Here is a 20,053-nt window from a genome sequence, read left to right on the forward strand (position 1 = left end):
TTTAATTATATTTATTCATCAAAAATTGACTGTCCTTACCAGCAATAAAATCGTCGATTATTTCGCAGCTAGTATCGAATGCAGCATCCATTAATTTCTGTTGCTGGCTGTCAAATTGCGATAAAACCCATGAAATAACGCTAGATTCTGTCACGTTGTCGGGATGTCTAATACCTATTTTTAACCGGTTAAAATTACTTGAACCCAAGTCACGGATAATACTCTTAATACCATTATGACCGCCTGACTTACCATTTGCACGAATGCGGATTTTACTTAACGGCATATCCATATCATCATGAATGACTAAAATATCTTGTGGATCAATCTTAAAGAAGTGCGCAAATTGCGCAATAGAGCGCCCAGAATCATTCATATATGTTTGTGGCTCAAGCAAAATTACGTCTTCACCTTTAATTTTTTGTTTAGTATATTTACCCTCAAACTTTTCCCGTTCAAGAACCAAAGAATTTTTAGCTAAATACTGATCAAGTGCCATAAAGCCTGTATTGTGCTTAGTTCCGTCATACTTTTTGCCTGGATTTCCCAGACCCGCAATTAGTTTCATCATATTTCCCCTTAATTAAATAATCGTATTTAATGATAGCACATTCAACCCAACTCAGTTTCTCTCAGACTATTACACTTTAGTTTCAGTGAACAAAATTACTTTTTTATTTAGCTCACACGTGCTAAACTCTATTTATTCGAAAAAACTATTTTAATTTTTATTTAATCAAAAATCATATGGTATAATTGATTAGATTATTTTTAAAAACGGAGGCAGTTTCATGCTCATCAAATCTTTAGTTAGAAAAAAAGATTATCTTACAACAGTTAACGAACACGCAACGCTTGAAGAAGCACTAAAGACTTTAGAGGAGTCTGGTTTTCGGTGTGTACCGATTTTAGATGATACCGGTACAATCTTCCGCGGTAATATTTACCGCATGCATATTTATCGTCACAAGTCTGAAGGTAAGGACATGAGCCTGCCAGTTACCTACTTACTGAAAAATGCTACAAAAACTATTAAAGTTAACTCACCATTTTTCAAAGTTTTCTTCACGATTAAGGACTTACCTTACATCAGTGTCTTAGATGAAGACAACAAGTTCTATGGTATCTTGACGCACTCTCGTCTGCTTGACATGTTGTCAGCTGCTTGGAATGTTAAAACTGGTTCTTATGTATTAACTGTTTTAACCGACAATTCTCGTGGTAATTTAGTTAAAATGTCAAAAGTGATTAGTAAATATTCAGAAATTGCTGGTGTTATGAGCTTGGATTCATCGCCAAACACAATTAATGATAACTTTGTTAGACGTATTCTCTTCACCCTACCTGCTGGTGTGACAGATGACACAATGAAGACCATTGTTACCAAACTTGAAGCAAAAGGATATGTGGTTGCAGAAATTGAAGACTTACAAGCTGGAATGACCATCATGAGTGATGAAAATCCTGGTGTCTTCTTAAGTGAACCAACTGAAGACTAATTTTTAACCAAGATAAAAAGCACTGCTACTTAATTGCAGTGCTTTTTTAGTACCTTTATTTTTCATAATAAATCCGAGGTAAACGGTCATCAAGTAAACAAGCAACCTCATAATGGATGGTGTCCACGTAATCAGCCGCAGCCTTAATGTCATTAGGCGCTTGCGGATTATTTGAAATTAAAATTACTTTTGTTCCTACTGGCATTTCATGCGGCAAACGTACCATCAGCTGATCCATACAAATCCGGCCAACAATTGGACAGTACTCATCTCCCACTTTTACCGTAAAGCCCTGAAACTTTCTAATAAAACCGTCGGCATAACCGACAGGAACAGTACCAATAATTTGGTCACTATCGGTAACATAAGTTGAGCCATAGCTGATGCCCTGATTTTTATGAACCGTATGTACCTGAACTAATTCACTTTCAAAAGATAAGGCTGGCTCTAGCTTAAAACGCACAGGCAAATCTTGACTTGCGGGATTAGACGATGGATTCAGGCCATAGGTTCCTATTCCAAAACGAACAATATCACTTTCAACTTGTTGGTGGAACTGGCTTGCAGCTGTATTATCTGCGTGAATCCACTTAGGTTTAAGCTTAAGTAGGCCTTTAAAATGATTAAGGCACTCAACCTGCTTTTTAAAATACGAATCATCGCTACTATCTGCTGAGGCAAAATGGGTATACATTCCTTCGACATTAAAGTGATGATTGTCCAAAAGAAAATCGTTGGCTGCAAGAAAATCCTGATCTTCGCTGAAGCCAATGCGTCCCATACCGGAATCAACTGCAAGATGGATTTTCAGCTCATTGTCTTCTCCTGTAAGTTCTTTATCGGCCTCTTTTAGCCACGCCAAATCCGGAACAGTCAAAGATATATCATGTGAGGCAGCCAGTGAAACGTATTGCGTAGGTGTGACACCTAGAACTAAAATAGGTGCCTTAATGCCTGCCTGCCGCAATTCCAATGCTTCATCTAAGATTGCCACACAAAAGCCGTCAATGCCAACTTCAGTCGCGGCTTGAGCCACTCTAACTGCTCCATGGCCGTATGCATTAGCTTTGATTACTGCAAATAATTTTTGTCCAGGTTTTAGTTGCTGTTGTTCTTCTTTTAAATTGTGCTTAATCGCTGCTAAATTGACATAAACAGCGGCTGGGCGATGTATTCCAGGTACCATTTTTATTTCTCCAATACAACTAAAGTAACTATTTCATGATTATCATGAGTAATACTTGACCAAATTTTGCCTTCAAACTTAGCTGAAGTTGTTATCGGATGACCATTTTCATCCCAAAGTGTTTCGACATCTTGTAAGCCAAGGTCTTTTCCTAAACCAGTTCCCACTGCCTTGGAAAATGATTCCTTAATTGAAAAGCGACCACCTAAGTATTCAACCTTACGCTTACCAGACATTTTTTGATACTGGGCAAATTCATTTGGTGTTAATGCCTTTTTGGCAAAGCCATCACCTTTGGCAACTATTTTTGCTACACGTTCTACTTCTACTGCATCAATACCAACACCATAAATCAATTTGCTCACCTCTTAAGCCAAAATTATAATACAAAAAAAGAGTTGCACATAACCACAACCCTCTTTTTAGCAAAAACGTTAATCTTTTTTGTTTTTAATTACGAAATCATGACCACTACCTGAGCGGTTTGAACGGCCACCGCGGTAACTGCTATGACCACCGTGATTACGATCGCCACCGCGATAATTACCGTGACCGCCACGGCTATTACCACCGCGACCGCTGCCACGACCATAATGTCCACGGCCTCTGCCGCCACCATTGCGGCGACCACCACCGTTACCACCTTTATATGGCAATGGCTTTTCGGAACTAATAGTTACTTCAACATCAGAAGAATCTTTTGAAAGGTTCTTCAAAAATGCGGAAACTAGGTCGATGGCTGAGTAGTTTTCAAGTAACTCACTAGCGTCATCAGTGTACTTACTCAAATCTTCCTTCATCAAGTCTTCAATCTTAGTCTTAGCAATCTTTAATTGACCACGAAGCGCTTGATCATCTGAAGGTGGACGAAGTGGAGTCATCTTTTTCTTAGTTAATTGCTCAATTGTACGCATGTAGCCAAGTTCGTTTGGAGTAACAAAAGTAATTGAACTACCATTTTGACCAGCACGACCTGTACGACCAATACGGTGAACATATGAATCTGGATCTTGAGGAATATCATAGTTGTAAACGTGAGTAACACCTGAGATATCAAGCCCACGTGCTGCAACATCGGTAGCAACTAAAATATCTAATTTTCCTGCACGGAATCTCTTCAAAACACTGATTCGACGTGCTTGTGACAAGTCACCGTGAATGCCAGCAGCATTATAGCCACGTGCTTGCAAACCGCGAGTAACTTCGTCAACTCTTCTCTTAGTTCGAACAAAGATAACCGCTAAGTCTGGACTTTCAACGTCAATTAACCGACACATGATATTGAATTTTTCTGCGTCCTTACAGCGAACGTAGTATTGATCAATTAAATCAGCAGTTAATTCTTTAGTCTTAATGCGTACAATCTCTGGATCGTGCATGAATTTTTCACTAATGCGCAAAATTGGTTTTGGCATTGTGGCACTGAAAAGCAAAGTTTGGCTGCGATTCTTCACATAACTCAAAATGCTTTCAATATCTTGAATGAAGCCCATGTCTAGCATTTCGTCAGCTTCATCAAGTACAATTGTGTTGACACCTTCCAAGTTGATTGTCTTACGCTTTAAGTGGTCAAGCAAACGACCTGGTGTACCAACCAAAATTGCTGGTACATGGTTCTTAAGTGAGCGAATTTGGCGGCCAATGTCTGCACCACCATAAACTACTTGAACACGTGCTTTTTCATCACGACCCAAGCGGAAAAGCTCCTCCTGAGTTTGAATAGCTAATTCACGTGTTGGTTCGATAATCAACGCTTGAATAGTTTTATTGTGTTTATCTAAATTTTGTAAAATTGGCAAAGCAAATGCTGCAGTTTTACCTGTCCCTGTTTGCGCTTGACCAATTACGTCTTTACCCGCTAAGGCAAGAGGAATTGTCTGTTCCTGGATTGGCGTTGCTTCTTCAAAGCCTGAACGTTTAATTGCTTTTAAAAGCTCGTCATTTAATCCTAATTCTGAAAATTTCACTAAGTTCTCCTTATCTAAGCCGCTTTACTACTTTTTCAAGGTGCATCCCATGTGATCCCTTCAGAACAACAATGTCGTGCGGCTTAATATCATTTCTCAGATCAGCTATCAATCGCTGCATCTGATCTTCTTTATAATAATGTAAATTCTCTGGCTCATATGTGTTCTTTAGAACATCAGCTAAATTTTCCATTTCTGAACCAAATAAATATACTTCGTTAATCACTTGCGGATCAAGGCAATCAGCAAGTCCAGCATGTAATGCAGCCGATCTTTCGCCTAATTCAAGCATATCACCTAAAACGGCAATTCTGCGACTGCCCTCAGGGACCTGAATTTGACCAAAGCTGGAAATAACTGCGCGAACCGCTGTTGGGTTTGAGTTATAGACATCGCTCATGATGTCTTCGCCCACATCGCCTTTTTCCCATTCCATGCGATCAGCTGTTGGAGTAAAGCTTGCTAATGCGGTAGCAATTTCTTCATCACTTTCACCAAAATGACGACCAACGCATAGCGCCGAAAGAGCATTTGAAACATTATGTTTACCAATCATTGGGATAGTAAATTGGCTGTCAGAGTCGTTGACTGTAAATGTTGCATGATGCTTATAGCTACGATAGCCAGTTGCATAAACGCTATCAGTTTGGTCAAAGCCAAACGTGATTTTAGCTTGCTCAAGCTTTTCAGCACGCTCACGTAAAAGTGGTTCATCCCCATTATAGATGAGCTCGCCATCTTCACGCAAGAAATCGGTAATCTCCATTTTGGCATCAGCGATGCCTTCACGCGAACCTAAATACTCAATATGAGCTTCACCAATCATGGTAATAACAGTTACGTCAGGATGGGTTAGCTCACTTAACTGGTGTAATTGACCAGCGTGATCCATTCCCATTTCCAGAACTAAAATCTCTGTATTAGGTTTCATGTCCAAAATAGTCATTGGAACACCAATTTCATTGTTGAAGTTGGCGTCAGTCTTGTGGACATTAAAACGCTTAGCTAAAACCGCTGCAGTCATATCTTTAGTAGTAGTTTTACCATTAGAACCAGTAATTGCTACTACTGTAGGATTTACCTTGTTAAGGTAATATTGCGCTAGTTGTTGCATACTCAAAAGTGGATCGTCAACCTCTAAAACAGCAATGTTTTCAGGTTTATTAGGACGGTCTTTTTGCCATAAAGTTGCACTAGCGCCATTACTAATTGCACTATTGATAAAATCATGGCCATCACGTTCGCCTTTTAGCGGCACGAATAGTCCGCCTTCAGAGATTTTTCTTGAGTCGAAGGCAACAGAAGTAATAACAGTTTGGTCGTTACCTTCACAAGTCGAATTAATTGCTTTGGCAATTTCTGCCAGTTGCATTTTCATCTAATACTCTCCTACCTAAAAGAAATTTTGCTCAACCCAACATTATGTCTGCATAATTGTTACAACATAATAATTACGTCTTACATAAAAAAGCAGCCCCAATGGGACTGCTTCCACCAGATTAAAGATATTACTTGTTGACACCATATTTCTTGTTGAACTTTTCGATTCGTCCATCTGCTTGAGCAAACTTTTGCTTGCCTGTGTAGAATGGGTGAGAATCTGAAGTAATTTCAACTCGAATCAATGGGTAAGTTTTACCTTCGTAATCTACTGTTTCTTTTGACTTTAAGGTTGAACCAGCAACAAATTTTGCACCTGTTGCGGAATCCATAAAGACAACTTCTTGGTAATCTGGGTGAATGCCTTGTTTCATGTTTATTACTCCTTTGCCATGACTCTCTTTCAAGCCATAGATTAATCGATTAACGTTTATTACAATAACATTTTTCCGAGTCAATTTCAAGATATATTACTAAACTAGCTTTTTATTAATTAAGAACAATATCGCTCGGCTTTACTTCTTTGCCAAAATAAGGCTTCAGTTCTTTATTGTAATCTGTCACAAAAAAGCCTTGGTTTGTTAGTTTAGTGATTTCTTGGTTAGTCCAATCAAGTAGAGATTTATTGCCCTTTTTAACTGCTGGCGCAATGTATTGATTAGGACCAATGTTTTTAATCCCAACCGTATAACTTGGATTTCGTTTAACCCACGCATACAGATATGAATTGTCATCCGCTAATGCAGCAGCTCGTTTATTCTTAATTGCATTAAACTGTTGCGTTTTTGAATCAAATTTTAACAAGCTGACCCCGCCTTTTTCAGTAAAATAATTCTCAGCAGTAGTACCCTTATTCACAATAACCGTTTTGTTTTTCAATTGACGCTCATTACTAATCGGTGCATTTTTGGGTGAAATCACACCAACAGATACCTTCATATAGGGTCTAGCAAAATCAGCCACTTGCTTACGTTCTGGTGTCACTGTAAAGTTGGCCAAAACAATATCAGCTTTGTCAGAATTCAGTGTGTCAACCCGATTGTTGGCGTTGACCTGCGTAAACTTTGCTTTTACGCCAAGATCTTTGGCCATTCTGCGGGCCAAGCGTAAGTCATAACCACGCCGGTTACCATGTTCATCTACCCAACCATACGGTGGCAAATCACCAAAAACCGCTACACGCAAAACGCCACGCTTTTTTATTGCGACTACACTGCTGTCGCTTCCGCCGGTACTATCATTTAACGAGGACCTGAAGCCAAAAAAGGTAACTAACAAGACAACAATTGCAGCTGACCAAATTGCTATACGCCTTTTAAGTTTATTTTTCTTCATTATAACTCCTTAAAAATCCATACTCTCTAAAAAGTCGCGCGCACGTTCAGTTTTAGGTTGGGCAAAGAAAGCTTTTCCTGGCGTATTTTCTAAAATGCGCCCATCTTCTAGGAATAGGACTTGGTCCGCTATTTGTTCCGCAAAGCCCATTTCATGCGTCACAATAATCATGGTCATATGGTGCTTTTTTGATAACTTAGTCATTATCTGCAAAATGCCGCGCACCATTTCTGGATCAAGTGAAGCAGTTACTTCATCAAACAGCATTACCTCTGGGTGCATGATTAAGGCGCGCACAATAGCGATTCTTTGCTTTTGTCCCCCAGACAATTCTCGAGGATACGAATCCGCATACTTCTCAAGCCCAACGTCTTTTAATAATCCTTCTGCTTCTTGAGCCACCTGATCTTTTGCACGCTTCTGTACCTTAGTAGGAGCTAATAAAATGTTTTCCATGACAGTTAAGTTAGGAAATAAATCATAACTTTGAAAGACCATACCGATTTTTTGTCGTATCTCTTGCCAATTTTTATCGGTTGGCTTGATTTTTTCACCTTTAAAATAAACCGCACCGCTACTAAAATCTTCCAATCCATTAAGGCATCTGATTAAAGTGCTTTTTCCTGAGCCCGACGGACCAAGTAGAGTTAGAACCTCACCTTGATGCAACGTAAAATTAATATCGTGTAAAATATGGCGATCACCATAAAACTTGTTTAAATTTTCTACTCGTAAAATTTCTTCTGTCATTTTTCTTACCTATTCTCTTTAGCTGCCAACTTTTTAGACCAAAGTGACAATGGATAATCGATGATAAAGTACAAAATAAAAATCAGACCATAAATCCAAAAAACTGCAGTCGGATATTTTTGGTTATTAGCTTCAATAATTTGTTGACCAATTGCAATTACATCCATAATACTAATCATCATTAAGAGCGAAGTTGTTTTAATTACCCGCGTAGCGAGGTTAATCGTTGCAGGCAATTCCAACTTAACTGCCTGTGGTAATAACACATAGCGGAAAAGCTGCGTTTTACTTAAGCCTAATGCCAAACCAGATTCTTTTTGCGTTACTGGTACTGATTCGATAGCTCCACGGACAATATCACTAAATTCTGCGGCCACCCACAATGCAAAGGCGAGAATCGCCATCCAACTAGCCGGCCAGTTAATGTTGAAACTGCGTGGCAAAATGTAATAAACCAAATAAAGCAGGACAATTGTTGGCACAATTCTAAAGAACTCAAGGTAAAGCCTTAGAATAAAGCGTAGTGGCTTATTAGGTAGTGTTCTTAGAATTCCCAAAAGTGTCCCCAGGACTAAACCAGCAGCTAGACTATCAACGGAAATCCACACAGATGTCCACAATCCCTGCATGATTCTGGCAAAATTGTTTCCTGCAAAAAGGACATTAATCACCGAATGTTCCATAGCGCACTCTCCTTTCAAGCAAATTCAAGAGCAAAATAATTGGAATGAGGATGATTGCATACGCAACAACGAGAACAAACAAGTATTCATTAGAGCGGTAATACATACCAATTAAATCAAGTGCTGTATTTGTTAATTCTGGGATAGCAATTACAGAAAAGATTGAAGTTTCCTTAATCAAAAATATGACGTTAGCAGCTAGTGCAGGCATACTCAGTGCAAAACCTTGTGGAAAAACCACATAACGCGCTAATTGTAAATTATTCATCCCCAGCGCCTTACCGTTATCAATTTGGGTCTGGTTAACACCACTAAAACCACCGGTAAATCCTTCTGCCATATAAGCACCGCCCAGAAAAATTAGTCCAATAATGCCACAAGTTGTAGCGGACATTTTCAACCCAATAACAGGAAAAGCATAATACAGGAAAAATAATTGAATTAATAATGGTGTATTTCTTGCCAGTTCAACATAAGCTGTAAATAGCTGACTTAAAATTGGCACTTTAAAATACTGTATCAGGCTGCTTAGCGCACCAACAATTAGCGAGCCTAAGATACCAACAAGCGAAAGCCATAAAGTTAGCTTAAAAGCTTGGGCAAAGATTGGTAAACTGTGACTAATAACTTGCCAGTTCATTTCTATCCCCATTTCTAAATAAAAAAGACCTATTTATCCACATGGACTTCATAGGTCTTGTCTAATTCCAATAACAAAAAACCACGAGCCGCGTCGGCACGTCGATTCTTTAATTAAGCAGTTATTAACTTTAAGAATCCGCGTGCCAAAAGATTGTCCACATTGTTTTTAACAAAACAGACTTTTTGACATTGTGTTTTACTTACACCAAGTTTAAACATAGTTTGTACTCCTTTTTTGTAATAACTGTTACTCTTCACATGCTATGCTTATACTTACTTTTTGTCAACAGATTTGCATCATTCATTTTTAATTATTTTTTATCAATCAGTTACTTCAGAGAGTAAAAAAGGCACCCCTAACGGGATGCCTTTTGATTAGCTTAATTTTAAGCTTGTGATTTTTCTTTAATTGCCTGTGCTGATTGCTCCAGCAACTCTTCTTCTTCAGGAGTTAACGCTAACTTAATTTTAGCTTCAATTCCGTTACGTCCAACAATTGTTGGATATGACATATAAGTACCGTATTTTTCTTGGTAACTTGAAACTGGAAGTTCAGTATGTGAATCAGTTAAAATTGCACGTACAATTCTGACTGCAGCTGCGGAAACACCATAATTAGTGTAGTGCTTACCCATAAATACTGTTTGACCACCTGTCCTGATTTCATCTTCAAGGTCATCAAGACTCCAAGAAGCTGATTTTGCTAGCTCGGTGATTGGTTGCTCCAAAACTTTGACGGTTGACCAAGCAGTAAATTGAGAGTTACCATGCTCACCCAATGCAAAACCACTGATTGATCTTGGATCAACGTTGAATTTTTTAGCTACGACTTTCTTCATTCTAGCTGTATCCAAAAGTGTTCCTGTTCCCAAAACATGTTCTTTTGGTAAGCCTGTTAATTGTTGATAAAGGTTGGTAATTGCATCAACTGGATTGGAAATTACCAGCAAGATACCATTAAAACCACTCTTTTTAATCGATTCAGTAATTGGTTGCAATTGCTTCTTATTGTATTCAAGCTCTTGGAAACGGTCGCCCTTAGTTTCAAGCGAAATCTTTCCTAGTGTACTAATAAGAACTTCTGCATCTTTAAGAGCATCATAATCATTAACTACAACATTTGTGTGATATGGCAAATTGGCCATTGCATCTTCAAAATCAACTGCATCGGCATTAACCTTGCCTTCGTTGACGTCAATCATTACCAAATCATCAACTAAGCCCGAAATAATTAATTCATGTGCAATCGTGCAGCCAACGTGGCCATCACCGATAATTCCAATTTTAGTAGACATAATTTTTAACCTTTCCTAGATTATTATTATCGCTTTTTGCGATACATCTTTATAAAGCTAATTATAGTTTTTCTTCAGCCTAAATTAAACTTTTTATCGTCTAAATTAATCAGAAATTTTACTTAACTTGTTCAACTTCTGCCTTGGTTGGAATTGAAGGCTGTGCACCATAACCTTGAACCGTTAACGAAGAAGCCTTGTTAGCAAATGTAATTGCATCACTTAAATTAGAAAAATCTGGTTTTAAGATACTGGTCATCGCACCAATAAAGGTATCACCGGCTGCTGTAGTATCAACTGCTTTTACTTTGAATGCAGGAATCAGACCTTGCTTATCTTGAAAATCGTAAAATGCACCCTTGTCGCCAATTGTAATTATGACGGCGGAGACACCTAATTCATGAAGTTTGTCAGCTGCTTTTTTAGCACTTTTTTCATCGACAACTTCGACTCCTGTAATAGTGGCAGCTTCGGTCTCATTAGGGATAATAATATCCGTCACTTGCAATAATTCAGCCGGAATTTCAGTAATTGCTGGTGCTGGATTTAAGATTGTTTTTGCACTATTCTGACGCGCGATTTTGAATCCTTGAATTGTTGCCTCAATTGGTGTTTCAAACTGCGCAACAACAAAGTCACTTGCAGCAATCAGATTACTATTTTGCTTGATATCCTCTTGGTCAAAAGCGTAGTTAGCCCCAGAATAAATGGTAATTGAGTTTTGACCAGAATCATCTACCGTAATAAAAGCTTGACCTGTTGACTCATTAGCAACTTCCTTAACACCATCAAGGTTAATGTTTTCTTTTTTTAATAAAGCAAGCATTTCCTTACCCGGTGCGTCATCGCCAACGGCACCAACAAAACTAACAGCACAACCAGAACGCGCAGCAGCTACTGCTTGGTTGGCACCTTTTCCACCAGCTGCCGAATAGTGCTCCTTGGCATGGATTGTCTCACCTGGTTTAGCCATCTGCGCAACACGTAAATTAGTATCTAAGTTAATACTTCCTATTACTGTAACTTTGTTCATTTTTTCTCCTTATCAAATCAAAAGAAAATCATCTTTTGTTATTCAAAAAGCTTGTAAGCTGTAATTGCTTTCAATTTAGCAAAAACCATACTTCAAATTCAAGTAGGCAAAGAAGAACTTTACTTAAATTTTGTTATTAGTTCAACGACTTTCTTTTTATTTTCATAATCCTAGCATATAATATTTATTAAATTTATTTTCCGTTCTTGTTATAGGGTAATTATTATGAAAAGACAACTCAATTTCTTCGCTGCCCTTGCCACTGTCATGGGAACCATGATTGGTGGCGGAGCTTTTTTCAAAATAGCTAATATTTCATCATTAACCCACAACGCGTGGTTAAGCATTCTAGTTTGGCCCCTGGCGGGCTTCATTACCCTAATGGCGGGACTCAGTATCGCTGAACTGGCGTCCGTTTTCCCTGAAGACGGTGGACCAGTCAGATACCTCGACGAAATTTACGGTCCCAAAGTTTCATTTCTGTTTGGCTGGTCACTTATTATTATTTATTACCCAGCCAACATCGCCGCACTTTCAATTGTTTTTGCAACCCAGTTAAAAGAAATTCCTCAGTTTAAAAACTTTTCAACTACAATCATCGCATTAATTGTTATGCTGGTTGTTTTGTTAATTAACTGGCTTGGCTCTAGACTAAGTGGTCAAGTTCAAAAAATTACGTTGGTCATCAAGTTATTACCAATTGCAGCAATTATCATTTTTGCTCTCTTTTACCAGGGACCAAATCAATTGGCTGGAGCACCAGCTCCACATTTAACATCAGGTGCTGGTGCAGCAACCTTTGGTCAGGCGCTATTGGCAGTTTTATTTGCCTATGACGGTTGGCTTAGCATTGGTAACTTAGCCAGTGAAATTAAGAATCCGGCTAAGACTTTAGCCAAAGCAATTATCTGGGGACTATTCGGCGTAACTATCTTTTACACCCTACTCAATTGGAGCTATGTAAAAATCATTCCTTGGTCCAAGGTAGTTGGTAATCAAACGACTGCACTATTAACCGCGCAAAAGCTTTTTGGACACTTCGGCAGTATTATCATTGCGATTGGTATTTTGGTTTCTGTTTTCGGTGCCATCAACGGTCATACGCTTTTGGGCTCAAGAATGCCTTACGTTTTGGGTAAAGAACATCAGTTACCTGCTGCTAAATTCTTTGGTTCACTAAATAGTAAAACAATGGTGCCAACAAACAGTATGCTCTTTGAATGTGCTATTGCGACAGTGATGATTTTCTCGGGAACATTCGATTCACTGACCAATATGCTTGTTTACGTTTCTTGGATCTTTTCAATCCTGTTATTTGTTGGTGTATTGATTTTAAGAAAAAGGCAGCCGGAACTGGAGCGTCCTTATAAGATTCCCTGGTACCCACTGCCACCACTGCTAGCAATTTGCGGCGCTCTCTTTATAGTGATTACTACCACGCTAACGCAGCCCGTCTTGTCGGCAATTGGTATTCTACTCACTTTGAGCGGCTGGCCTGTTTATCTCTATGTTCACCGCCAAAAAGCAAATTAAAAAGGTTTTGTCTTATATGACAAAGCCTTTTATTTTTGCAGATTAAAGTTCTTGATTGACTGAACGAAGCTTTTGAGTGCCTTCGATTTATTGGTCTTTAAATAAATTAACTGCATTGAGTATTTCTGATTCTTTTGCTTTGATCGGAAGTGGCGATATACGATTTCAGGATCAGGCTGCATAATCTGATCGATTAAACCGCGAGGAATATATGCAATACTTTGGTTTAGCGCCGTACTCGTCATCAACTGCTCAATTGAAGACACACGCTCAATTTGATAATTTCGTATTTTTTCATCAACCGTTGCTGCAAAGGTCTTACGCATGAAGTCGGAATTTTCAATGCTGTAATAGCACAAGGTTTGTCCCACTAAGTCGTCTTCATCAAGATACTCTTTTTCACTCAGCTTGTTCTGCTTACTAATTCCCAAAACCATTTCGTTTGAATAAACAGGCACATATTCATACAAATCGGCTTGTGGAATATCGTAACTACCGTAGTGATTAATGTACGCACAATCTAATTTATTCAGAGCAAGATCAGCTAAACTGTGCTCAACGCTTTCTTCTGTCGTAAAAAAACTGATTGGTGGTTGTGATTTTGATTTTTGGTAGTTAATAATTTCCTTTTCCATAATAAAAGCATCAAAAATGGAAAAATAGCCAATATAAAGGGTTTCTTCAACTGACTTAGCAATATTTTTCAATTCTGATACGGTGGAATCAAAATTATTCAAGTACTCCTGAGCACGCTCTGCAAAGTACTTTCCAGCAGGAGTTAAAGTAATATGATTATTCGATCGCTTAAACAATTTTACTCCAATTTCAGTTTCAAGACGTGAAATTTGGCGCGATACTGCTCGTTGTGTCACAAACTTTTGCTCAGCTACCCTACCAAAGCTTCCTTGTTGAACTACCGCTAAAAATACCTTTAATTGTTCATTATCCATTTTATTATCACCCGTACTTTTATGTCCTACTCGTGACTAAATTCACTATACCACATTACTTCTGTAAGCGGTTATACTTTTTGTGTAAAGAAAAAGGAGATTTAATAATGAAAACTAATGAACAATATGATGTCGTTATCGTTGGTGGTGGTGCTGCAGGTTTTACTGCTGCCTACCAAGCTAGTCATCGCGGCCTTTCAACTTTGGTCGTAGAAAAAGGCCGTAATACTGGTGGTAGTGGTGAATACATTGAGGGTGCTTTTGCAGTTGATTCTTACTTACAAAAAGAACACAATGTTGCTTTAACTAAAGAAGATGTTTTAAACGAAGAACTTGAATATTCTCATTATCGTGCTGATACTCAAGTTTGGAAAGAATATATTGATGCTTCAGCAGATATTATTAAGTGGTTAAAAGACCTTGGTGTTGAGTACTTAGATGTTGCTCCTTTAGGTAGCGGCTACCGCACATGGCACTTATTCAAAGGACTAGGCAAATCAGTCATTCATGATGTTTTAGAGCCAAAGGCTAAGGAACAAGGGACTAATGTCATTACCTCAACCACAGTTGCTAAAGTTAATTTAGATAGTAAAGGCAATGTAACTGGCGTTGAACTAGAAGATTTAAGCAATCATGAGAAAAAGACTGTTGCAACTAAAGCTGTTGTTTTGGCTACCGGTGGCTACTTAAACAATGAAGATATGATTAAGAACGATACCCATTATGATGCAGAACAGATTATCCCTGTTAACTCAGAGAAAAATACTGGTGATGGTCTTAAACTCGCTTGGGACGCTGGCGCTCAAAAATACGCTATGGGGACAGCAATGCTATTCGGTGGCTATTTAAAAGATCACACTAAGCCTGGCTACGTTTACCGTTATTCCGAACTTAACGGTGCAGCCGATCAGCAATCACTTCTATGGGTTAATGAAAATGGTGATCGTTTTGTTAATGAAGAAGTTGTTGATAACTTTGCTTTAGCTGGCAATGCACTATGCACCCAGGGTAAAGTTTTTACAATTGTTGATCAGAGCACAATTGATCATTTAACAGACGATCAATTGTACAAACAAATGGGAACTTGGGACTACCACGACACTAAATTGCCTCATCTTAAAGAAGAAATGCAAAAGGCATTTGATGAAAAGGCTCCTTATTTAACTAAAGCTGACTCAATTCATGAATTAGCAGAAAAGGTAGGACTAGAGGATCTTGAAAAGACAATTGAGCACTATAACGAATTAGCACATTCTGGTAAAGATACCGATTTTGGTAAAAAGTCTGATTTCTTGATTCCAGTAGAAAATGGTCCTTTCTATGCAATTGAGTTAGGTGTCGGTGCCTTCTGTACGATGGGCGGTTTGAAGACTAACACTGAACATGAAGTACTTGATAAAGCTGGTAAACCAATTAATGGATTGTACGCTGCAGGCAATGACGCTGCGGGGATGCTAATTGGTGATACTTATGGTCCTAACATGCCAGGTACTGAAGCAGGCTTTGTCTTTTACTCCGGCAAACATGTTGCAAATATTATTTATGATCAACTCAAAGGATAATCTATTTAAAAAAACAAAATATGTAAATTTAAAAAGCCAGAAATTTTCACTGAAAGATTCTGGCTTTTATATATCAAAAGTAAATTTTATTTTTTGGAATTTCTTTTTTTAATACTGGAATTAATTTCTTTTACAGTCTGCGTCTGTGACAAAATAACGATTAGCCAAACGACAATATAAACTAATACAAAGACACCAATCAACCAAAAATTAATCGGCCAATTATTTATCCAGATCATTATTAAAACCAGTAAAAGTGTTCCTAGCAAATGAACGCTAAAGGCCATAACAAGCGGTATATCCATTGCAAAAATCATAGATAAAATACCTATTAACCCAGAAATAATGAAAACAGAAATAACACCTAAGGGACTAGTAGGAACACCTGGGAAAGCAAAGGTAAGTATTATCAAATAAGCAATTGCACCAAAGCCCATACCAGTAAAGAAATAGTTAATGAAATTACTTAATTTTCTCATTTTAAAGACCTAACTCTCTTTTTAATGCAGGCAAATACAGTCTAGAAACGTCAGCTTTTAGATTGTTTTTTAAAAGTGCAATCATATTTCCTGAAAAACCTACTTCTATCGATTCCAGAAAATTGATATTAATAATGCCGTGTTTTGAAACCTGAATAAAGCCATCACCCAGTTTTTCTAGTACCTGATATAATCGACCAGTTGTTTTTATTATGTTTTCAGTAGTATAAAACGTAATATCTGTTGCTTGAATTTCTACTTTAATAATTTCTGTACGCTTAATTGTTACTATACAGTCTTCCACTTTAATTGGTAAAAGATCATATCTTTTTTTGCCAAATTTATGCAAATAGCTAATTAAATTATTAACTGCTTCACTTTTTTGAGCTGCTTTAATTTCAACTTCAATTTCTTGTTCGTCTAAAGTCGAATCTGTTTTAAATTCAATTTTCACTTTACTTATTGCGCCTTCTATCAGTGATAAAAGAAAGCAATCCAATTACCAAAATTAGTATTGCAATCATTAATAGCAAAACAAGCATATTATTTAGTCGACAACTATCCATTTTAAATTGTATTCCCAAATAATAAACAAGATGACTTTTTACATGAGTTGGAAGATCTGCCAATGTCTGTTTAAGTAAAAAGTCTCTTAAAGCAGCTGCTTCATAACTACTTGGTATTAATTTTACCAAACTTTGTGCTTGGGAGACCAATATACCGTATGGCAAATAAGTCGCTACAGCAAAGCCAGCAGCAGCTCCTAAAACGGCGGAAAGTCTGCTAAAAGTAGTGCTGGAATGCATGAAAAGCACGATTATTTCGTCTAATAAAGTTGCTGCAATCGCACCTACCAAGATATACAAAAGTCCTGGTAAATAGGCTGATTGAGGAATCGTAATATGATCAACTAATGAAAAGTACATTGCCATCACAACAAAAGTGATGATTTGCATAAAAAAGCTGACTACTATACCGGATAAAATATATGCAAAATTTTCTGCAAAGCGTGATATTCCTGTCAGTTCAAAATCGGCCTCAGCTCGAGTTTCGCGATCACTTACTTGTTGACCCAAAGCTTGAAAAGCCGTAGTAATGCCAGAAACTGCAACGATACCTGCTATCATCCATAAATCCAACATCTTAGTCACATGAGGTAATTGCTGCCAATTGCTTTTTAAATTATTTTGCAAAAAGCCAATATAGATAAAGAAGGAAATCAGTGCACCTAGGCATGACATGAATACACCAGGAATGTTAGAGAAATAAATTTTCAAATTTCTACGAAATAAAGCAAACATTTAATGTATCTCCTTTCCGGTAATTTGAAGGAAGGCATCATTGATTGTTCCTTTGCGGTACGAGAAATCAGTAATATTTTCTTGATTAGTTTTTAAAATTCCAATTGCTTCTTGAGGAGATAATGAATCAATTTCAACCTGATTGTGACTGAACTGAATGACTTTTTGTTTAGCCTGTAAAATTTCGGTGTCATTTACAGTAAGAATTAGTTTATTAGGGGCAAATTCTGTCTTGATTTCTGCTGCAGAACCACTTGCAAGAATTTGACCATTTTCCAAAATATACATTTGATCAGCATTTTCTGCCTCTTCTAAATAATGAGTTGTCAAAAATATAGTTAGGTTTTGCTGTTGTTGCAATTTGGTCAATAAGTTCCAAATAACAATTCTGGTTTGAATATCAAGCCCTGTAGTTGGTTCATCTAAAAAGAGCAAGTCCGGTTTACAAATCAGTGCTCGAGCAATGTCTACCCTCCTTTTTTGTCCACCTGATAAAGTGCCAAATTTTTGATTTGAAAATTCTTTGATATCCATCAAAGCAATTAGATGTTCAAGCCAATCTGGCGAATAATTGCGATACATCTGAGCTCTTAAATAAAGGTTATCTTTGACTGTTAAAGCATTATCTAAAACACTATTTTGGAAAACTACCCCTATTTTAAGATTTGAAGCTTTTGAAATGATTCCCGAAGTTGGTTTTAATAGTCCTGTTAACATATTTATTGTGGTAGATTTGCCTGCGCCATTTGTTCCCAAATACGCCACTAATTGTCCTCGCTTGATTTGAATATTAGCTTTGTTAACGGCAATTTTATCACCAAATTTTTTAGTTAACTCCTGCGTTTCAATTAACATAGCGACACCTCTTCTTCAATTTAAATTAAGCATACTAGCGAAAACGAAATTTGTAGCGCATTTGGTAATAAGAGGCGAAATAGTAATCACAAGAAGCTAAAATTAAGGCATGAAAAAAGTGCGAGCCAAATTTATGGTCAGCACCTTTAATACTTAAAATCAATTTATTTACAATCAATTTAAAGGCTTTAAAAAAATATGTAAATCTAAAAGACAACCAAAAGGCTGTCTTTTTAACTTGACAGCGTACTTAGATTACTTTTGCCCCACTTAGTATCAATTCTTAAAACCAGCATTGACTTTAAACTTAGGTTCAATGTTAATCTCTTAATCGGGAGGTAGATAAAGCTAATGAGCACAATAAAGGAAATCGCAAAAAGACTAAACATACCCGCTTCAACTATTAGATATTATGAAAAACAAGGTCTGTTAGATATTCAGCGAAAAAATAATAACTATCGCGAATATAGTCTGGAAGACGAGCAAAAACTGAAATTAATTTTAGTAATGAAATATTCCGGTTTTTCTATTAAAGAAATTAAAGCATTGCTGACATTAAATAATAATCCTACTATGGAGGATCAATGTATCAGAGAAACAAACAACTTAATTTCAAAGAAAAAGAATGAAATACTGGAAAAAATTAATAATTATCAAAAAATCGTAGCGTTATTAGACATGTTGCAGCCGCTAGCAATTGCTAAAACCACAACTCAAAACAAGCTTGCACTGGAACACCAAATTGATTTGATTTTTAAAAAGATAAGTAAGGAAAAATAGAATGAACACAACAGTCTTAATTGGCCATCCATATCCAAAAAGTTATAACTATGCAATCCTAGAAAGGGTAAAAGAAAAGACAAATGCAACCGTAATTAATTTGATTGAAGATAACTTCAACCCTGCCATGCTTTCCAACGACTTAGCCGGATTTTCAAGAGGAAACTTTGCTGATCCACTTGTAGGAAAATATCAGAACATTTTATCGCAAACTGATAAGTTAATTATAATAACCCCAATATGGTGGTATGGACTTCCAGCAATATATAAAGGGTTCCTTGATAAAGTAATGTTAAAAGGTTTCTCTTATCGTGAAGAAAGTGGTCGATTAGTTGGGACTCTAAATAATATTAAGGAAACAATTTTAATAACAACTGCTGAATCACCTAAATGGTATATAAAGTACTTTGCTGGTAATCCAATCAGAACTTTACGAAAACGCGTATTTAAAGACATGGGTTTGAAGAATGTAAAATGGGTTCACTTGGGTAACATTACAAAAACGAGTGATAAAAACAGAAACAAGTTTCTTGACTATGTTGAAAGAATCTCTTAGTTGTCATCGTTGAGTATAGTAATACTATTTATGTATGAAATAAAAGCATCTTTCTCTGTGAAAAACTTTTGCACATAAAAATAGCTAACAGCAATTCTGCATTAGGAGCAGAAACATGTTTCATGAATCAATTCCCATATAATATATAAATCTTTTTCAAATAGTTTCAGGGAGATAAACTAAATCGGTCACATAAAAATTTAATCTAGATACATATATCGATGATATAATAGAAATGTCATTTCGTTTTGAACTATTACTATATCT

Annotated in this window: 22 protein-coding genes; 5 read left to right on the forward strand and 17 right to left on the reverse strand. The window is 37.1% G+C overall.

Annotated elements, in window-relative coordinates; genetic code table 11:
* Position 1: 1 nt before the first annotated feature.
* Positions 2 to 568 carry an aminoacyl-tRNA hydrolase gene (pth, locus tag H3R25_RS04560; protein WP_198194423.1) on the reverse strand — a complete coding sequence of 189 codons (567 nt, stop codon included), beginning with the start codon at positions 566 to 568 and terminating at the stop codon, positions 2 to 4.
* A 223-nt stretch (positions 569 to 791) separates the two neighbouring features.
* Here pth and cbpA point away from each other — a divergent pair, with 223 nt between their 5' ends.
* A complete protein-coding gene (gene cbpA, locus H3R25_RS04565) occupies positions 792 to 1,499 on the forward strand; it encodes a cyclic di-AMP binding protein CbpA (protein WP_198194424.1) in 708 nt (235 codons plus the stop codon).
* A 55-nt stretch (positions 1,500 to 1,554) separates the two neighbouring features.
* Here the strand turns inward: cbpA and alr are convergent, their stop codons facing one another.
* The 11 genes from alr to rbsK form a co-directional block, all read right to left on the reverse strand.
* A complete protein-coding gene (alr, locus tag H3R25_RS04570; RefSeq protein WP_198194425.1) occupies positions 1,555 to 2,685 on the reverse strand; it encodes an alanine racemase in 1,131 nt (376 codons plus the stop codon).
* Positions 2,686 to 2,687: 2 nt separating this feature from the next.
* The gene (gene acpS / locus H3R25_RS04575; protein ID WP_198194623.1) at positions 2,688 to 3,041 is read right to left on the reverse strand and encodes a holo-ACP synthase; all 354 of its coding nucleotides are present in this window, start codon (positions 3,039 to 3,041) and stop codon (positions 2,688 to 2,690) included.
* Positions 3,042 to 3,119: 78 nt separating this feature from the next.
* Positions 3,120 to 4,652, reverse strand: a complete 1,533-nt coding sequence (locus H3R25_RS04580) for a DEAD/DEAH box helicase (RefSeq protein ID WP_187158420.1) — start codon at positions 4,650 to 4,652, stop codon at positions 3,120 to 3,122.
* 10 nt (positions 4,653 to 4,662) lie between these two features.
* A complete protein-coding gene (gene murF, locus H3R25_RS04585) occupies positions 4,663 to 6,030 on the reverse strand; it encodes a UDP-N-acetylmuramoyl-tripeptide--D-alanyl-D-alanine ligase (RefSeq protein WP_187158419.1) in 1,368 nt (455 codons plus the stop codon).
* A gap of 130 nt (positions 6,031 to 6,160) precedes the next feature.
* Complete coding sequence (locus H3R25_RS04590; RefSeq protein ID WP_046307648.1) at positions 6,161 to 6,406, reverse strand: type B 50S ribosomal protein L31; 246 nt, start codon at positions 6,404 to 6,406, stop codon at positions 6,161 to 6,163.
* Positions 6,407 to 6,521: 115 nt separating this feature from the next.
* Positions 6,522 to 7,367, reverse strand: coding sequence for a transporter substrate-binding domain-containing protein (locus H3R25_RS04595; protein ID WP_198194426.1), 846 nt, complete (start codon positions 7,365 to 7,367; stop codon positions 6,522 to 6,524).
* A 9-nt stretch (positions 7,368 to 7,376) separates the two neighbouring features.
* Positions 7,377 to 8,117, reverse strand: a complete 741-nt coding sequence (locus H3R25_RS04600) for an amino acid ABC transporter ATP-binding protein (protein WP_122035835.1) — start codon at positions 8,115 to 8,117, stop codon at positions 7,377 to 7,379.
* Positions 8,118 to 8,122: 5 nt separating this feature from the next.
* The gene (locus H3R25_RS04605) at positions 8,123 to 8,800 is read right to left on the reverse strand and encodes an amino acid ABC transporter permease (RefSeq protein WP_122035837.1); all 678 of its coding nucleotides are present in this window, start codon (positions 8,798 to 8,800) and stop codon (positions 8,123 to 8,125) included.
* Positions 8,781 to 9,440, reverse strand: a complete 660-nt coding sequence (locus H3R25_RS04610; RefSeq protein ID WP_109715778.1) for an amino acid ABC transporter permease — start codon at positions 9,438 to 9,440, stop codon at positions 8,781 to 8,783. The genes H3R25_RS04605 and H3R25_RS04610 overlap by 20 nt, the downstream gene beginning before the upstream one ends.
* 388 nt (positions 9,441 to 9,828) lie before the next feature.
* Positions 9,829 to 10,737 carry an L-lactate dehydrogenase gene (locus H3R25_RS04615; protein WP_074425780.1) on the reverse strand — a complete coding sequence of 303 codons (909 nt, stop codon included), beginning with the start codon at positions 10,735 to 10,737 and terminating at the stop codon, positions 9,829 to 9,831.
* A gap of 118 nt (positions 10,738 to 10,855) precedes the next feature.
* The gene (rbsK, locus tag H3R25_RS04620; RefSeq protein WP_074425781.1) at positions 10,856 to 11,770 is read right to left on the reverse strand and encodes a ribokinase; all 915 of its coding nucleotides are present in this window, start codon (positions 11,768 to 11,770) and stop codon (positions 10,856 to 10,858) included.
* A gap of 225 nt (positions 11,771 to 11,995) precedes the next feature.
* Between rbsK and H3R25_RS04625 the strand changes: the two genes are divergently transcribed.
* The gene (locus H3R25_RS04625) at positions 11,996 to 13,303 is read left to right on the forward strand and encodes an APC family permease (RefSeq protein ID WP_198194427.1); all 1,308 of its coding nucleotides are present in this window, start codon (positions 11,996 to 11,998) and stop codon (positions 13,301 to 13,303) included.
* Positions 13,304 to 13,332: 29 nt separating this feature from the next.
* On the opposite strand, the gene H3R25_RS04630 is transcribed toward H3R25_RS04625, so the two are convergent.
* Complete coding sequence (locus tag H3R25_RS04630; protein WP_198194428.1) at positions 13,333 to 14,253, reverse strand: LysR family transcriptional regulator; 921 nt, start codon at positions 14,251 to 14,253, stop codon at positions 13,333 to 13,335.
* A 107-nt stretch (positions 14,254 to 14,360) separates the two neighbouring features.
* On the opposite strand from H3R25_RS04630, the gene H3R25_RS04635 reads away from it, so the two are divergent.
* Positions 14,361 to 15,815, forward strand: a complete 1,455-nt coding sequence (locus H3R25_RS04635) for an FAD-dependent oxidoreductase (protein WP_198194429.1) — start codon at positions 14,361 to 14,363, stop codon at positions 15,813 to 15,815.
* An 86-nt stretch (positions 15,816 to 15,901) separates the two neighbouring features.
* On the opposite strand, the gene H3R25_RS04640 is transcribed toward H3R25_RS04635, so the two are convergent.
* The 4 genes from H3R25_RS04640 to H3R25_RS04655 are packed head-to-tail and all read right to left on the reverse strand — an operon-like array spanning position 15,902 to position 18,450.
* Positions 15,902 to 16,294 (reverse strand): DUF3021 family protein, encoded by a 393-nt coding sequence (locus H3R25_RS04640; protein WP_198194430.1) that lies wholly within the window; start codon positions 16,292 to 16,294, stop codon positions 15,902 to 15,904.
* Position 16,295: 1 nt separating this feature from the next.
* Positions 16,296 to 16,748, reverse strand: coding sequence for a LytTR family DNA-binding domain-containing protein (locus H3R25_RS04645; RefSeq protein ID WP_109715785.1), 453 nt, complete (start codon positions 16,746 to 16,748; stop codon positions 16,296 to 16,298).
* A 1-nt stretch (position 16,749) separates the two neighbouring features.
* A complete protein-coding gene (locus H3R25_RS04650) occupies positions 16,750 to 17,595 on the reverse strand; it encodes an ABC transporter permease (protein WP_122035856.1) in 846 nt (281 codons plus the stop codon).
* Positions 17,596 to 18,450: an ABC transporter ATP-binding protein gene (locus H3R25_RS04655; protein WP_198187688.1), complete on the reverse strand. Its 855-nt coding sequence runs from the start codon at positions 18,448 to 18,450 to the stop codon at positions 17,596 to 17,598.
* A gap of 351 nt (positions 18,451 to 18,801) precedes the next feature.
* On the opposite strand from H3R25_RS04655, the gene H3R25_RS04660 reads away from it, so the two are divergent.
* Both H3R25_RS04660 and H3R25_RS04665 read left to right on the forward strand, forming a co-directional pair.
* Positions 18,802 to 19,230 carry a MerR family transcriptional regulator gene (locus tag H3R25_RS04660; protein ID WP_074425783.1) on the forward strand — a complete coding sequence of 143 codons (429 nt, stop codon included), beginning with the start codon at positions 18,802 to 18,804 and terminating at the stop codon, positions 19,228 to 19,230.
* A 1-nt stretch (position 19,231) separates the two neighbouring features.
* Positions 19,232 to 19,786 carry an NAD(P)H-dependent oxidoreductase gene (locus tag H3R25_RS04665; RefSeq protein WP_198194431.1) on the forward strand — a complete coding sequence of 185 codons (555 nt, stop codon included), beginning with the start codon at positions 19,232 to 19,234 and terminating at the stop codon, positions 19,784 to 19,786.
* Positions 19,787 to 20,053: the final 267 nt, after the last annotated feature.

This window comes from Lactobacillus sp. M0390, assembly GCF_016102085.1.
Taxonomy (GTDB): domain Bacteria; phylum Bacillota; class Bacilli; order Lactobacillales; family Lactobacillaceae; genus Lactobacillus; species Lactobacillus apis.

Coding starts and splice junctions, on each gene's coding strand:
- H3R25_RS04610 (WP_109715778.1), bottom strand. CDS start 9,440: ATGAACTGGCAAGTTATTAGTCACAGTTTACCAATCTTTGCCCAAGCT.
- murF (WP_187158419.1), bottom strand. CDS start 6,030: ATGAAAATGCAACTGGCAGAAATTGCCAAAGCAATTAATTCGACTTGT.
- H3R25_RS04600 (WP_122035835.1), bottom strand. CDS start 8,117: ATGACAGAAGAAATTTTACGAGTAGAAAATTTAAACAAGTTTTATGGT.
- cbpA (WP_198194424.1), top strand. CDS start 792: ATGCTCATCAAATCTTTAGTTAGAAAAAAAGATTATCTTACAACAGTT.
- H3R25_RS04655 (WP_198187688.1), bottom strand. CDS start 18,450: ATGTTAATTGAAACGCAGGAGTTAACTAAAAAATTTGGTGATAAAATT.
- H3R25_RS04590 (WP_046307648.1), bottom strand. CDS start 6,406: ATGAAACAAGGCATTCACCCAGATTACCAAGAAGTTGTCTTTATGGAT.
- alr (WP_198194425.1), bottom strand. CDS start 2,685: ATGGTACCTGGAATACATCGCCCAGCCGCTGTTTATGTCAATTTAGCA.
- rbsK (WP_074425781.1), bottom strand. CDS start 11,770: ATGAACAAAGTTACAGTAATAGGAAGTATTAACTTAGATACTAATTTA.
- H3R25_RS04630 (WP_198194428.1), bottom strand. CDS start 14,253: ATGGATAATGAACAATTAAAGGTATTTTTAGCGGTAGTTCAACAAGGA.
- H3R25_RS04595 (WP_198194426.1), bottom strand. CDS start 7,367: ATGAAGAAAAATAAACTTAAAAGGCGTATAGCAATTTGGTCAGCTGCA.
- H3R25_RS04650 (WP_122035856.1), bottom strand. CDS start 17,595: ATGTTTGCTTTATTTCGTAGAAATTTGAAAATTTATTTCTCTAACATT.
- H3R25_RS04635 (WP_198194429.1), top strand. CDS start 14,361: ATGAAAACTAATGAACAATATGATGTCGTTATCGTTGGTGGTGGTGCT.
- pth (WP_198194423.1), bottom strand. CDS start 568: ATGAAACTAATTGCGGGTCTGGGAAATCCAGGCAAAAAGTATGACGGA.
- H3R25_RS04625 (WP_198194427.1), top strand. CDS start 11,996: ATGAAAAGACAACTCAATTTCTTCGCTGCCCTTGCCACTGTCATGGGA.
- H3R25_RS04605 (WP_122035837.1), bottom strand. CDS start 8,800: ATGGAACATTCGGTGATTAATGTCCTTTTTGCAGGAAACAATTTTGCC.
- H3R25_RS04665 (WP_198194431.1), top strand. CDS start 19,232: ATGAACACAACAGTCTTAATTGGCCATCCATATCCAAAAAGTTATAAC.
- H3R25_RS04615 (WP_074425780.1), bottom strand. CDS start 10,737: ATGTCTACTAAAATTGGAATTATCGGTGATGGCCACGTTGGCTGCACG.
- H3R25_RS04660 (WP_074425783.1), top strand. CDS start 18,802: ATGAGCACAATAAAGGAAATCGCAAAAAGACTAAACATACCCGCTTCA.
- H3R25_RS04640 (WP_198194430.1), bottom strand. CDS start 16,294: ATGAGAAAATTAAGTAATTTCATTAACTATTTCTTTACTGGTATGGGC.